At 28.2% G+C, this 15,115-nt stretch carries 13 protein-coding genes; 8 read left to right on the top strand and 5 right to left on the bottom strand.

Going from position 1 to position 15,115, the window contains the following annotated elements; genetic code table 11:
• The first annotated feature begins 17 nt into the window (after window positions 1–17).
• On the top strand, window positions 18–1,979 hold the full coding sequence (locus NJU99_RS07655; RefSeq protein WP_254575330.1) for an EAL domain-containing protein: 1,962 nt from the start codon (window positions 18–20) through the stop codon (window positions 1,977–1,979).
• Window positions 1,972–3,291, top strand: a complete 1,320-nt coding sequence (locus NJU99_RS07650) for a GGDEF domain-containing response regulator (RefSeq protein ID WP_254575329.1) — start codon at window positions 1,972–1,974, stop codon at window positions 3,289–3,291. Before NJU99_RS07655 ends, NJU99_RS07650 begins: the two co-directional genes overlap by 8 nt.
• Window positions 3,292–3,303: 12 nt before the next feature.
• On the opposite strand, the gene lptB is transcribed toward NJU99_RS07650, so the two are convergent.
• The 4 genes from lptB to NJU99_RS07630 are packed head-to-tail and all read right to left on the bottom strand — an operon-like array spanning window position 3,304 to window position 5,684.
• The gene (gene lptB / locus NJU99_RS07645; RefSeq protein ID WP_254575328.1) at window positions 3,304–4,029 is read right to left on the bottom strand and encodes an LPS export ABC transporter ATP-binding protein; all 726 of its coding nucleotides are present in this window, start codon (window positions 4,027–4,029) and stop codon (window positions 3,304–3,306) included.
• Entirely contained in the window at window positions 4,019–4,435 is a 417-nt protein-coding gene (tsaE, locus tag NJU99_RS07640) for a tRNA (adenosine(37)-N6)-threonylcarbamoyltransferase complex ATPase subunit type 1 TsaE (protein ID WP_254575327.1), read from the bottom strand. The genes lptB and tsaE overlap by 11 nt, the downstream gene beginning before the upstream one ends.
• Window positions 4,436–4,446: 11 nt before the next feature.
• Entirely contained in the window at window positions 4,447–5,430 is a 984-nt protein-coding gene (gene trpD / locus NJU99_RS07635) for an anthranilate phosphoribosyltransferase (RefSeq protein ID WP_254575326.1), read from the bottom strand.
• 2 nt (window positions 5,431–5,432) lie between these two features.
• A complete protein-coding gene (locus tag NJU99_RS07630; protein ID WP_254575325.1) occupies window positions 5,433–5,684 on the bottom strand; it encodes a S4 domain-containing protein in 252 nt (83 codons plus the stop codon).
• A gap of 146 nt (window positions 5,685–5,830) precedes the next feature.
• Here NJU99_RS07630 and NJU99_RS07625 point away from each other — a divergent pair, with 146 nt between their 5' ends.
• From NJU99_RS07625 to NJU99_RS07600, 6 genes are all read left to right on the top strand, one after another.
• On the top strand, window positions 5,831–7,078 hold the full coding sequence (locus NJU99_RS07625; RefSeq protein ID WP_254575324.1) for an argininosuccinate synthase: 1,248 nt from the start codon (window positions 5,831–5,833) through the stop codon (window positions 7,076–7,078).
• 133 nt (window positions 7,079–7,211) lie between these two features.
• Complete coding sequence (locus NJU99_RS07620) at window positions 7,212–8,339, top strand: M20 family metallopeptidase (RefSeq protein WP_254575323.1); 1,128 nt, start codon at window positions 7,212–7,214, stop codon at window positions 8,337–8,339.
• Between the two features lie 18 nt (window positions 8,340–8,357).
• Entirely contained in the window at window positions 8,358–9,260 is a 903-nt protein-coding gene (locus NJU99_RS07615) for an ATP-grasp domain-containing protein (RefSeq protein WP_254575322.1), read from the top strand.
• A 9-nt stretch (window positions 9,261–9,269) separates the two neighbouring features.
• The gene (locus NJU99_RS07610) at window positions 9,270–10,772 is read left to right on the top strand and encodes a helix-hairpin-helix domain-containing protein (protein WP_254575321.1); all 1,503 of its coding nucleotides are present in this window, start codon (window positions 9,270–9,272) and stop codon (window positions 10,770–10,772) included.
• 1 nt (window position 10,773) lies between these two features.
• Window positions 10,774–13,359 carry a M14 family metallopeptidase gene (locus NJU99_RS07605; RefSeq protein WP_254575320.1) on the top strand — a complete coding sequence of 862 codons (2,586 nt, stop codon included), beginning with the start codon at window positions 10,774–10,776 and terminating at the stop codon, window positions 13,357–13,359.
• Window positions 13,360–13,420: 61 nt separating this feature from the next.
• A complete protein-coding gene (locus tag NJU99_RS07600; RefSeq protein WP_254575319.1) occupies window positions 13,421–13,921 on the top strand; it encodes a gamma carbonic anhydrase family protein in 501 nt (166 codons plus the stop codon).
• A gap of 27 nt (window positions 13,922–13,948) precedes the next feature.
• Here the strand turns inward: NJU99_RS07600 and NJU99_RS07595 are convergent, their stop codons facing one another.
• Entirely contained in the window at window positions 13,949–14,872 is a 924-nt protein-coding gene (locus NJU99_RS07595; protein ID WP_254575318.1) for a dUTP diphosphatase, read from the bottom strand.
• Window positions 14,873–15,115: the final 243 nt, after the last annotated feature.

The raw sequence follows: 15,115 nt of genomic DNA, 5'->3' as shown, positions 1-15,115 counted from the left end.
TAACATTAAGGTAAAGAATGCATTTTAGTGTCTTAATAGCTGATATGAACCTTGAAGACTATTTAGGGTTTAATCAGCACATTAAAAAATATACTAGTGATATAACAATTAATTATTCTACTAATAGTAAAGAAGTTCTTTTTAATTTAGAGAATAAAAATTTACTTGTATTAAATACAAACATTAGTAATTATGAACAAATAACACAAAGATGTAAGCAATTAAATATTGCAATTTTACTTATTTGTGAGAATGAAAGATCGAAAAAAGATTATGATTATTTATTAAGTCCTGTTGATTATGATGAATTATATTTTAAACTTGAAAACTATAATAGTTTACATGTAAAAGATATTCAAATAAAAAAAGAGCAAGAATTATCAAGTTCTATAATAAATAATATTAATAATCCACTATTTTTAACAGATGGGGAAAATGTAATTTTCTCAAATCAATATTTTAATCAATTAACATCTTGTCAAAATGAAGATGAAATAAATGGAAAATATATAAAAATTTCTAATATCTTTGAAAATGAAAACGAGTGTATTCAAAAAGGTGATGATAGCTGGTTAGAAAAAACAGAAAAAGAAGATAATAAGGTATGTATTATTTATGAAGGTGCGAAAAAGTATTTTACAATACAAAAAATCTACCTTGCCCACAATCATACAAATATAATTTTACTAAATGATATTTCCCATGAAATAAAATATAAAAATGATTTATTTAATCTTTTATATACAGATAATTTAACTTCTTTACCAAATAGAGCTAAACTAATTGATAGCTTACAACAAAATAAACTAAACCTAGATGCAATTTCAATTTTTGATATAAATTCATTTAAAGAGATAAATGATTTCTTTGGTCATAGAATCGGTGATGATATATTAAAAGGTGTAGGTGAGTTGATTTATAGTTGTATTAAAGATTATAAACAATTAAGCCTATATAAATTCCCAGCTGATACTTATTGTATAACAAATACAAATTTAGAGCAAGATAAGTTTTTAGAAATAGTTCAGAATATTTCAGAAGAGATTTATAAAAAAGTTTTCTATTATGAACAATATGAAATTGATGTAAGAATCACAGCTGGTATTTCTTTTTCAAATAAAAACAATAAGCTTATTACTGCTGATATTGCATTACAAAGTGCAAAAAAAGACCATAAAGACTATTTAGTATTTTATGATGAGTTAGATAAATTTCAAGAGTATGAAAATAACATGCTATGGTCAAAGAAGCTAAAAACTGCATTTAATAATGATAAGATTGTAGTATTTTATCAACCTCTTATAAATAATAAGACAATGAAGGTTGATAAGTATGAGTGTTTAGTTAGACTGATTGATGAAGATGGAAAAGTAATATCTCCATTTTTCTTTCTAGATATATCTAAAAAATCTAATCAATATACAAAACTTACAAAAATAGTAATAGAAAAATCTTTTAAAAAGTTTTCTGATTTACCCTTTGAATTTTCTGTGAATATTTCATATGAAGATATAGAAGACCCAGATTTTTTAGATTTTATAAAAGAAAAAATAAAAAAATATAATGTTTCAAATAAGGTTGTATTTGAAATTCTAGAAGATGAGAATGTTAAAAATTACGAATTATTAATTAACTTTGTTGATGAGATAAAAGCTTTAGGATGTAAAGTAGCTATTGATGACTTTGGTAGTGGTTATTCTAATTTTGAACACTTATTGAAAATGAATGTTGATTATTTAAAAATCGATGCTTCATTGATTAAAAATATTGCAGTTGATGAAAACTCTTTTAAAATTACTAAAACTATAGTAGAATTTGCTAAGAATTTAAACTTAAAAACAATTGCAGAATTTGTAGAGAATGAAGAAATCTTTAATATTACAAAAGAGTTGGGAACTGATTTTTCACAAGGTTATTATTTTTCAGCACCAATAGCCGAACCTAATTTGTATGAGTTTACAGGAGAAAACAATGAATAAAGAGATTTTAGAAAACATCTCTGTTTTATATGTGGAAGATGAAAATGATGTAAGAGAGTTTACTGCGAAGCTTTTAGGTTCATTGGTAAAAAAAGTATATACAGCTGCAAATGGTTTAGAAGGCTTAGAAACTTTTAAAGAAAACTCATCAGCTATTGATTTAATTGTATCTGATATTAACATGCCAAAAATGGATGGTCTTGAAATGTGTACACGAATCAAGGAAATCAACAAAGAAATACCAATAGTAATTACAAGTGCCCACAATGACCCTAACTTTTTAAAAAGAGCTATAGATGTTGGTGTTAATACTTATGCTATGAAACCTATTGATTTATATCAGTTAGTTGAGAGTATGATAAAAGCGATTGAGCCTATTTTATTAAAAAGAGAGTTAGAGCAATTAAATGTTTCTTTAGAGTCAAGAGTAGAACAAGAAGTTCAAAAACTAAAATCAATACTTGATGCTCAAGATAATATAGTAGTAGTTACAAATAATAATAGCTTAACCAATGTAAATAAAAGATTCTTAGAATTTTTTAATGTTAGTGACATTGAAGAGTTTAGTTCTAAAACTGTAAATATTTATGATTTATTTCAAGAAGAGTATGGTTTTATTACAAAAGACTTATTACAAAAACAAGAGTGTTGGATAAGTTATATTAAAAAACTTCCTGAGATAGATAGAGTTGTAAAAATAAAAAATTCAAATAATGAAGAAAGAATTTTTACCGTAAATATTGATAATTATGATGAAAAAGATAATTATTTTGTATTGTCACTTACAGATATTACAGAGTTAAAAGAGAAATCAAACCTTTTAGAATATCAAGCAAGCCATGACTCTTTAACGGGACTTAACAATAGAAATAAGTTTAAAGAAATATATGGAAAAGAAATAAGAAGAGGTTTTAGATATAAAAATGATTTATCTTTAATAATCTTTGATTTAGATTTCTTTAAAAATATAAATGACACTCATGGCCACCAAATAGGCGATGAGGTTTTAAAAGATATTGCTCAAGTTGTTTTAGGCAATGTAAGAGAACATGATATTGTTGTTAGATGGGGTGGAGAAGAGTTTTTGATCTTACTTCCTGAAACTTCATCAGAAGGATCTTTGAATGTGGCTGAGAAAATAAGAGCTGCTATAGAAGACAAAGATTTTAGTTCTAAAAATTTAAGATTGACAGCTAGTTTTGGTATTGCTTCTTTAAAAGATGGAGATGATGAAAACACTCTTTTAGCAAGAACTGATGAAGCTTTATATGAAGCTAAAAGAACTGGTAGAAATAAAGTAATAGTACACTAAGAAGATTTAACTTTAGAAGTTAAAATCTTCACCTAAGTAGTGTTCTCTTACCTTATCGTCATTTCTTATTTCTTCACTAGTACCACTTGCAAGTAATGCACCAGCTTTCATAACATATGCTCTATCACAAATTTGTAAAGTCTCTCTTACATTATGATCTGTAATTAAAACACCAATATTTATCTTTGTTAATTGTGAAATAATTTCTTGTATATCTTTTACCGCAATTGGGTCAACACCAGCAAAAGGTTCATCTAGTAATAAGAATTTTGGATGAGAAACAAGAGCTCTTGCAATTTCAGTTCTTCTTCTCTCTCCTCCTGATAATGATACACCTTTTCTTTGACGAATAGGTTCAATATTAAATACTTCAAGTAGTTCTTCTACTCTTTTGTGTTGTTCTTCCTTATCATCAGTTACAATTTGCGCTGCAAGCATAAGATTATCTTCAACCGATAAGTCTTTAAAAATAGATGACTCTTGAGGCAAATAACCTATTCCTTTTAAAGCTCTTTTATGTAAAGGAAGATGAGTTATTTCTTTGTCATCAAAGTAAACATCACCAGAACTTGGTTTTACTAATCCACAAACTGTATAGAAAGTTGTAGTTTTACCTGCACCATTTGGCCCTAATAAACCAATAATTTCTCCTGATTTTACTTCTAGGGAAATGCCATGTAATATTTGCGTTTTTTTAATAGTTTTTGTTATATCTTTTATATGTAGTTTATGATTCAATTGTATATAACCTCTTGTTGTCTTTTTTATCTATGTTTATTACTAAAACTTCATAACCATAATCATTTAGTATTTCTTGAAGTTTTTTATCTCCCCACTCTACAAAGTGAAGTCCTTGTTTTTCAAACTCTTCTAGCATTCCCAGTGAAATAAATTCTTCTAATGTTTTATTATAAACATCATAGTGAAATATTTCATTTGAGTAAATTGATTGAATTGAAAATGTAGGAGATGTTACTAAGTCATCTATACCTAAGCTTTTCACATAGTTTTTAACTAGTGTAGTTTTACCACTTGCTAAGTCACCTCTTAGTATTACGATACAATCTTTGTTGTTTAAGATTGCTTTTAAGTATGAAATTAGTATTTCTAATTCATTTTCTTTTAGTTCAAACTCTTTTGCCAATTTTATTTCACTTAGTTTAATTGATTTGATATTTTAATAAGCTCTTCTAGCTTTTCTTTTGTTTTTCCACTTTTTATAGCATTTCTTGCAATTTCAATACCTTCTTTTATATCCCTTGCTTTTTCATCAACTACTAAAGCAACAGCGGCATTAATAAGTACTATATCAAGCTTAGGCCCTATTATTTCATCACTTAAAATAGCTTTTGTTGTTAAAGCATTCTCTTTTTCATCACCACCAACTATATACTCTTTTGGTGCTAATTTAAGTCCAAATATTTCTGGGTCAATTTCAAAGTCTTCAATTTTACCATTTATTAAAGAAGTAGCATAAGAAATATCAGAAATAGATACTTCATCCATTCCATCTTTTGAAGAAACAATAATTGATCTTTTAGTATCAAGCATATCTAAAGCGTAAGCAATCTTATTTATATAAGTTTTATCAAATACACCTATAAGTTGCTTTGAAACTGTTGCTGGATTTGATAAAGGACCTAGGATATTAAAGATAGTTCTATGTGGTATTGACTTTCTAATAGGCATTATGTATTTCATTGCTGGATGATGTTTTTGTGCAAACATAAAACAAAAGTTTGCATCTTCTAGCATTTTTGCTGAATTTTCTAATGACATTTCTAAGTTAATACCTAAGGCTTCAAGCATATCTGCACTACCACTTTTACTTGTAATACTTCTATTTCCATGTTTTGCTACATATGAACCACAAGCAGCTAATAAAATTGATACTGTTGTAGAAATATTAAAAGAGTTAGACTTATCTCCTCCTGTACCACAATTGTCAATTAGCTTCTCTTTAATACTATAGTGAACAGGAAGTGGTATCAAATGATCTCTCATAGCACTCGCAGCTCCTGCAATTTCAGCTGCTGTTTCACCTCTTTCGTAAAGTTCAATTAAATAGTCTCTTACTTCTTCTTGTGGTAACCTATTTTCAAAAATATCATCAAATTTTAATTTTGCACTATTAAACATATTTATCCTTCTATTTTCTTTACGTACTCTTCCATTTTAGATTTAGGTGTAGATTTTGAAGTAGGTATTTGTAATACTTCAAATTTGTCACTTTTTTCAAGGTATTTAATTTCAATTAAGTCCCCTACTTTAACCTCTTTTGCTTTTTTAACAGCTTGATTGTTTATAAAAACAACTTTATGTTCAAGCATATCCTCAGCAACTGCTCTTCTTTTTGTAATATTTACTGCATTTAAAAATTTATCTATTCTCATAAGAGTGATTATATCTAATTATTATTAAAAGTGCTTTTTATATATTATGTATTAAGTAAAGGTTAATAATATGTTTAAATTATTTTATAGTTACATTTAGATATAATATATGCTTAAAATTTATATGAAATCATAGGATAAATTAAATGAGTAAAAAAGATGTTAAAAAAGTTGTATTAGCTTATAGTGGTGGGCTAGATACATCTACTATTTTAAAATGGCTTCAAGATGAGTATAATGCTGAAGTTATTACTTTTACTGCTGATCTAGGTCAAGGTGAAGAAGTTGAACCTGCAAGAGAAAAAGCTTTAGCTTGTGGAATTAAACCTGAAAATATTTTTATTTTAGATATCAAAGAAGAGTTTGTAAAAGATTATGTATTCCCAATGTTTAGAGCAAATGCAATTTATGAAGGTGAATATTTATTAGGAACATCAATTGCAAGACCACTTATTGCTAAAAAGCAAATAGAGATTGCAAATAAAATGGGTGCAGATGCTGTATCTCATGGTGCTACAGGAAAAGGTAATGACCAAGTTAGATTTGAACTTGGATACTTAGGATTAAACCCAGATATTACAGTAATTGCTCCATGGAGAGAATGGGACTTAAATTCAAGAGAAAAATTATTAGCATATGCTGCTAAACATGGTATTGAAATTGACCAAAAACATATTGATGAAGATGGTAACCCAGCTATTTCTCCATACTCTATGGATGCAAACTTACTTCATATTTCTTATGAAGGTTTATCTTTAGAAGATCCAAATGCAGAACCTGAGGAATCTATGTGGTTATGGACTAACTCTCCTGAAAAAGCACCTGATGAACCTGAGTATATTACAATTGGATATAAAAATGGTGACCCAATTTCAATTAATGGTGAAGAGTTGTCACCTGCAACTATCTTAGAAACTTTAAATAACTATGGAAATAAACATGGTATTGGAAGAATTGATATTGTTGAAAATAGATATGTTGGAATGAAAGCTAGAGGTTGTTATGAAACTCCAGGTGGAACTATCATGTTAAAAGCTCATAGAGCAATTGAATCAATTACTTTAGATAGAGAAGCTGCTCATTTAAAAGATGAATTAATGCCTAAATATGCTAAGTTAATTTATCAAGGATATTGGTTCTCTCCTGAGAGAGAAATGCTGCAATCTGCTATTGATAAAACTCAAGAAAATGTTGAGGGAACAGTAAAATTAAAACTTTACAAAGGTAATGTTATCGTTGTAGGAAGAGATTCTAAAAAATCTTTATTCTCAGAAGCTCACTCTACTTTTGAAGAAGATGAAGTATATAATCAAAAAGATGCAGAAGGATTTATTAGACTTAATGCACTAAGATTTATAATTTCTGGTGAAAACAAGAAATACTATCATTTATAAAAATATAAATAAATAATATTTATATTACTCAAAAAAAAGGCATTTTTTACAATGCCTTTTTTTTTCTACAAATTAAATCTAAAAACTATTTTTTCATAGTATCCAAAATGTAACTTTTTTAGGATATAATTTTATGTGTATTTATATAATCCAAAAAAGTGAAAAAATGAACTATTTAGAAGATCTTAAGAAAATAGTAAAAATTAACTCTTATACTACAAATAAAAGTGGTGTAGATAAGGTTGGTTTACAAATGAAAACATGGCTTGAAAATATTGGGTTTTCAACAACTACATATAAAAGAGAGTTCATAGGTGACCATCTTTTATTTAAATCCACAAAAAAAACTGGCAAAAAAATACTTCTGCTTGGTCACAATGACACAGTATTTCCTCAAGACTATTTTGAAAAATGGGATGAAGATGATAATTGGATATATGGTCCTGGAGTTTGTGATATGAAAGGTGGCAATATTGTTGCCTTACAAGCTTTACGGAATATATATGAAAAAAATGGACAAATCTTTAATATTGATTTTTTACTTGTTAGTGATGAGGAAACAGGAAGTGATGATTCAAAAGAAGTAAGTTCTAGTATTGCAAAAAATTATGATTATTGTTTTGTTTTTGAAGCAGCAGGTAAAAATTTAGAACTTGTAACATCAAGAAAAGGTGTTGGAAGATATATAGTAAAAATTGACGGGAAAGCAGCACATGCAGGGACTTCTTATGAAAAAGGAATAAATGCAAACTTAGAAGGGGCTATCAAACTTCAAAAATATAGTGAACTTATGGATATAAATAAAGGAACTATAATCAATGTTGGAAAATGTGAGGGAGGAATTGGGATAAATACAGTTTCACCTCATTTTGAAATGATGTTTGAATTTAGGTTTGATAAGAAAAGTGAAAAACAAAGAGTTATCAAAGCTGTAGAAGAAATTTCAAATACTAGTTTTGTAAAAGGTTCTGCTTGTCATCTTGATGGAATAATTCAAAGAGATGTAATGGAAGAAAACCAAGAACAATTAGATTATTTAAAGTTTCTAGAAGAACTAACAAAACTAAAAATTCCAAAAGAGCATAGAGGTGGAGTTAGTGATGCAAATATAGTTTCTAATTGTGGAGTTATAACACTTGATGGTTTTGGTCCATATGGCTATGGTGATCATACATTAAAAGAGCGAGCACTTAAAAGTTCATTTGAGCAAAGAATACAAATGATGACAGAAATTTTAGATTATTATCAAAATAATAATTAACTATATAGAAGGGGTACTATGGGGAATAGAAAGATTGGTATGTGGTTATACCAAAATGGTGGTGGAGATAAGATACAAGAAAAACTAATTAAGCAACTTAAACAAAGAGATATAGATGTTATTGCTGATATAAACTTAAGAAATGCAATAGCAAAGAATGGGCACATATTATACGACGGTATAAAACTTGATAAATTAGACTTATTCTTTTCTTATAATGCGGGTGAACAAACTCAATATCAAATGTATTTGTATAAAGCTTTAAATCATGTGATACCTATGATTAATTCTTACGATGCATTTGAATTAACAGAAGACAAATTTCATACATCTTTTCTTTTAAGACGCAATAAGATTCAAACAGCAGATTATAAGCTTTGTCATAGAGATGACACACACCATCTTCAAGAAATAATGAAAAAATGGAGTAAGATGGTATACAAACCAACTGACGGTTGGGGTGGAGTTGGTCTTACAAAAATAGAAAATCGTGAAACTTTAGACATGTTAATTCCATTTTTGAATCAAATGGATTTAAGATACTTTTATGTTGAAAAATTTATTGATTATGATAATACTGATTATAGAGTTGATATTGTAGATGGTCAATATGTTGCTTGCTATGGTAGAAAAGCAAGTGAAGGTAGTTGGAAAACAAATATTACCAGTGGAGGAAGTGTTTTTGTTAGAGAACCAAATGATGATGTAATCAATTTGGCACTAAAAGCTGTTAAAGTTACAGGACTTGATATTGCAGGTGTTGATATTATCTATGATAGAAAAAAAGAAGAATATATTGTTTTAGAAGTAAATGGAATTCCAGCTTTTGCAACACCAGAACAAGAAAAACTTGGACTTGATTTTAACGATAAAAAAATAGAGTTAATCGCAAACTTAATTGATAAAAAAACAAAAAAATAAGGGGAGAAAATGCAGAAATTACCAAAGTTAGGATTTTTATATCTTGATTATGTTTTAAGATTCTTTGATCATTCAAATTTCAAAGGTTGGCCTGATAAAATTGAAGAAGTTGTATATCACTGGAAAAATGATAAAGAAAGATTTATTAAAGAGGTTAAAAAAAAGAAGATTGATATTCTAATTGGTAATATACCTGCAACTGCTTATGATACTTTTGTAGAAATATCTAAAGAGTTGCCACATGTTAGGTTTGTGCCATCACTTCAAACACAGTTCTCAAACAAATCAAAAGAGAATGTAACACTATTTTGTGAGAAAAACAATCTTAGTATTCCAAAAACTAAAATTTTTTATGATAATAAAAAAGGTTTTAACTACTTAAAAAATAAAGCTTCATATCCTCAAATTATTAAAAGATCATATGGGCCATCAAATTATGGTGGATATTATGTGCATAAAGCTGATACTTATAAAGAAGCGAAAAAACTATTAGATGAGAAAAAATATAGTCCTATTTATACTCAAGATGCGATTGATTTAAAATATTCAGGGGATTTAAGAGTTATGTTAATAGGACATAAACCAATTTGTGCATTTTGGAGATTTTCAGGAGAAGGTGAATGGATTACAAATACTTCTCAGGGTGGTTCAATGTCATATGAAAATGTACCTATGAATGCCTTAGAATTAGCAGTAGAAGCAAGTAAAGCAGCAAAAGCAGAATATTGGGCTTGTGATATTGCTATTTGTGCTAAAACTGATAAACCTTATATATTAGAGTGTGCAACAGCTTTTGCAGCCTTCCCTTATATTAGAGATTGGATTGGTCAATACTTAATGTGGGACTTCTCAAATGGAAGATTTGGTATGCCACATGTTCCCCTATTCTCATGGGAAGAGTTAGGAAAAATTGATTCATCATTACTAAGAACTATGAGACATATTGGTTTTAGCAAATATAAGCCTTCTTGTGATGGAACTTGGTACATAAATGATCCAAAAGATGATTTTGATATGGAAATTACTGAACAGTCAAATGATTTAGATTATCCTGCTTCTATTAATCCAAAAGACCTACCAATAAAAAAAGAATTAAACAATAAGCCTTTAAAAAATGAATTTAGCCTTGATAAAATAAATTTAAATTGTGCTTCATTAACTGATATTATGACTTTACATGGTATGGAAGAAGAACTTGCATTAGAAATACATGAGTATTTAAAAGAAAATATTGTAACTGATACTAGTGATTTATTAGAATTAGAGTCAATAGATGAACAGCTTTTAAAAGTATGGGATGATAATATTGATGATATGAGAATTGATATAAATAGTGCTGATGTTGATACTTTAAGAAAAATCAAAGGTATAGGCTCAAAGTTAGCAAAAATTATCTTAGACTTTAGAGATACTATTGATGGCTTTACTACAATAGATGAATTAAAGCAGATTGATGGAATAGGAAAGAATAAACTAGTTCAGTTAAAGTCTAGATTAAAAATAGGAGAATAAGTTGAAACAACTTTATAGATCATATACTCAGTCAACTGATATATTTAAAGAATTACAAAAAAAATATCCTCTTTATTTTAGTTTGGACTCTATAGGACAAACGTGGGAAAAAAGAGATATAAATGTTATTACAATTTCTAAAGATATTAAAACCGCTTCTTCTAGACCTGCATTATTTTATACAGGAACTATACATGCAAGAGAATGGGTTGGACATGAATTGGCTATAGAGTTTGCAAATTATGTTTTAGAAAATTATGAAAGTGACCCTAAAATTAGGTCATATTTAGAAAATACAACTATTTATATGGTTCCTTGTGCAAATCCTGATGGATATGAGTATTCAAGAAATCATTTTTCTTTCTGGAGAAAAAATAGACGTGTAAACGCTGATGGAACTTATGGAGTTGATTTAAATAGAAACTTTCCTATTGGTTTTATAAAATCAAGTCTTACTACATCAAATGTATATGGTGGTCCACAGCCTTTTTCAGAGCCAGAAACAAAAGCTTTAAAAGATTTTGTAGAAAGCCATGAAAATATAACTATTGCTTTAGATTACCATTCTCAAGGAAATGTATTTTTCCCTGCTCATGATTTTAGGCACGAAGATACAATTGATACGACAGACATGAATACAATATGTGCAAATATGGCAGAAGAAATTAGAAAAATATCTGGAAGAGAATATGGTATTCATCAAGGAAAACCTCCTGCGAAGCTTATTTCTGGAAGTGGTAGAGAATTTTACTATTCAAAGGGTATTATTTCAACAGTAGTGGAAGTTGGTACTAGAAATATAAGTGATTATATGGATGATATGAACGAGCATTTAAGAGAACATATTCCTGCATTACTAAGTACAGTATCAGAAGTTCCAAATTATAGTGATTTTGCTTTAAAAAGAGTGGAATCTTTTGAAGTAGTTGAAATTGGTTCTTCCCATGTAAACCTTAAATGGGAGTATGAAAAGCAAGAAAATGTATTTTTTGAAATATATAGAAGTTTAAAAGATAAATCTTTTTGTAATGATAATAATCTAATTGCTAGAACACAAAACTTAGAATTTAATGATATTAATCTTTTTTCAAATAAAGATTATTACTATAATATAAGAGCTGTAAATAGTAAAACAGGTATCAAATCACCCTATTGTCCACAAGTTAAAATAAAAACAAATTTAGAATATGATGAGTTTAGCAGAACATATTACGCTAGTAAAAATGAAACAGGTTATGTATCTGAAAATATCAATGACAATGCCAAACATTTTGGTGTTAACTCATTATTTGTTGGTGTTGATGAGAATAAAGGTGTTTCATATGCTGTAATTACCATAAATGTAAACTCATTACCTCAAAGCGCAATGATTAAACATGCTGAATTTAATTTATACCCAATAAATAGAGTTTCAACTACTATTGAAAAATATGGTGAGTGGAATGTGGCAATTGTTGATCAAACACAAATGGGTGATATTACTGATTTTGATGATGTTGAAAACATGAAACTTATTAAATATATAGGAAGACCTACTCAATCTCATCAATTAACTCAAGGTATTTGGAGAACTTGGGAATTATCAGCAATGGAGTGTGAATTCCTTAAGAAATCTATTCATGATAATAAAATCATTTTAAGAGTTGAAGGTCCAAAAGAGCTTAGAATTGGAAGATCAAGACAAATGATGCAATGGGATATAGGTTATGGGAAATTTGGTTTTGGTTTACCTTATAGGCCAAGACTTGAACTAACATATACTTTAAAACCTGAAATTACAGCTTTATATCCAACAAATGTTCATACAATAAGTAAAAATGAAATAAAAGACGATGAAATAACAGCAGGTTTTGATGAAAATGGATCAAAAATATATTCTACTTTTGAGTTTAATTTAGCCTCTTTGCCTCCTTATGAAAGCAGTATGATTACAAAAGCATACTTTGAGTTGAACTCAACAAAAATATACATAAAAGATGATATCAGATTTCATATAGAATTTGTAGATGACAATATAGAAAAATCTTATGAGAGCATTGCAAATAGAGAGATTATCCAAAATATAGGTTATGATGTAAGTGCAACTGAGCTTAAGAATAATCAGACTCAATACTTTATGTTTGATACATTCTCAGAGAAAATTTTAAATGAAAAGGTAAAGGATAAAACAAATGTATCTTTTGTTTTAAAGCCTACTTCATCTAAAAAAGTATTGAAAGACAAAAAAGTTTCTTGGGAAATTAAAAATATTTCACTTTCTCCAAAACTTATAATAGAGCATATCCCTAAGCGAAGAAGTCCACTAGCTCAAGTTAAAAATGCAAAAATATTTGAAGATAATGGAAAAGTGAAAATCACATGGGAAAATCCAGTAGATATTGATTTTGTAGGAGTAAAGGTCATTAAAAATCCATTTAGAGCTCCTTACTCTTCTTATGATGGGCAAAAGCTTTATGCAGGTAAAGATGTTTATACTTATGATGATTTTGGAGCAATGGATATTGATAAATATTATGCAATATTTACATATGATGATGTTCCAAATTATAGTAAACCAATAATTTTAAAATATAGTGCAAATAAGTAAAACTTATTTGCATTTTTAAAAATCACAAGTTATAATAATCCTAAAAAATTTAGGAAGCAATATGATATTAAAATTTAAAGAGCACTATCCTCAAATTGATTCATCTGCTTGGGTAGCTCCAAGTGCTGATATAATTGGTGATGTAGTAATTGGTGAGAACTCTTCTGTGTGGTTTCAATGTGTAATTAGATCAGATGTAAATAAAGTTAGAATTGGTAAAAATACAAATGTTCAAGATTTATCTATGATTCATACAGATACACATACTTCTACGATTATTGGTGATAATGTTACTATTGGGCACAAAGTAATGCTTCATGGTTGTAAAATTGAAGATAATTGTTTGATTGGTATGAGTGCTACTATTCTTGATGATGCTGTAATTGGTGAGGGTTCAATTGTTGGAGCTAATTCTTTAGTTACATCAGGTAAAAAGTTCCCACCTAAAAGTTTAATTATGGGAAGTCCTGCAAAAGTTGTAAAACAGCTAACGGATGAGGATGTTGAAGGTTTAATTAAACACGCTGGACATTATGTAGATTATAAAAATGATTATAGCTAAAAAGGGAAACCCTTTTTAGCTATAAAATTATTTACATTTGCTATAAGACTCTTCAAGTTTATTATATAAAATTTCAAAGCTAACATTATCCATTGTTTCTAAATGTGAAACCATGATTACATTATCTTCTTTTCCATTCCATTCTTTTATATATGTTCCTTCTTTATATCCATTGTCTTGTCTAAATTTATTTAAACAGTTTTTTCCAATGTAAAGTTTTTGAAGCCAAGTAAATGATAAACCTGATACCTTACAACATCTAAAGAATTGATCAATAAATCTTTCAACACCACTAAATGAAGGCATGTTATTTGTTTCAATTGCTAAAGCTATGTAAGATAGTTTTTCTGCTTCTTTCACCATAACCCTTACATCTACATCAACAACAGCTTCATAAATGCAATGAGTATTTACTAAAGATACAGCCTTAGGAACATTTGTTTCTTGTAAAATATATGACATTAAAAAGTGCCAAATATCAACTAATTCTACATGTATATTCTTCATATCTGGTTCAGAATTGATATTTTTCCAGTGTTTCCATGGAGTTGAGTCTATAAGTTCAGCAACTTCCATATGAATACATCTAAGCCAGTTTATTTCTTTGCCAAACTTGTTTCTTCCTAGCTCCCAGTTTTTACCATTCGTAGAGTCATTAAGCTCTTTTTGTAATAAAAACATTTCTTCTAATTTATGAGGAAAAGATGAAGCTTCTTCTAATAGTTCAGCTAAAGGTAAACACTCTTCTACTAAATTATCTAGAGTTGTATTATTTGGTAATTCTTTTTCACCTTTTAGTAAATGAATAATTAAAGATATAGTATATGGTACTTGATCTTTTTCTTCCCATTCTAAAACATCAGATGGTGTTACACCGATGTATTGCACAAAATCTTCAATTGATAAAAATCCCAATGATTTTATGCTGTCTTTTAAGTCTTTATATAACAAACTTGTCTCCTAATAATATATAGTTGTATTTATTTTTGTAATAGTATCTAAAATTCAATGAATAATAGATTTTATATAAAAAGTATACTTTTTATGTGATTTGCATAGTTATAAATAATCATTTAAGGTTTTTTTGTTGATAAAAGTTACATTCAAAACCACTTGAGTTTTTTACAACCATAGAGGGTATAATCTTAGATTTAAAGCCATAAGCCTTACAACCATGGGGTCTACCCTGTTCCC

The sequence above is a fragment of the Arcobacter roscoffensis genome, from assembly GCF_024267655.1.
In the GTDB taxonomy this organism is placed as follows: Bacteria; Campylobacterota; Campylobacteria; order Campylobacterales; family Arcobacteraceae; genus Arcobacter_B; species Arcobacter_B roscoffensis.
Note: the sequence above shows the minus strand (reverse complement) of the source record. Positions and strands in the feature narration are given on the sequence as shown.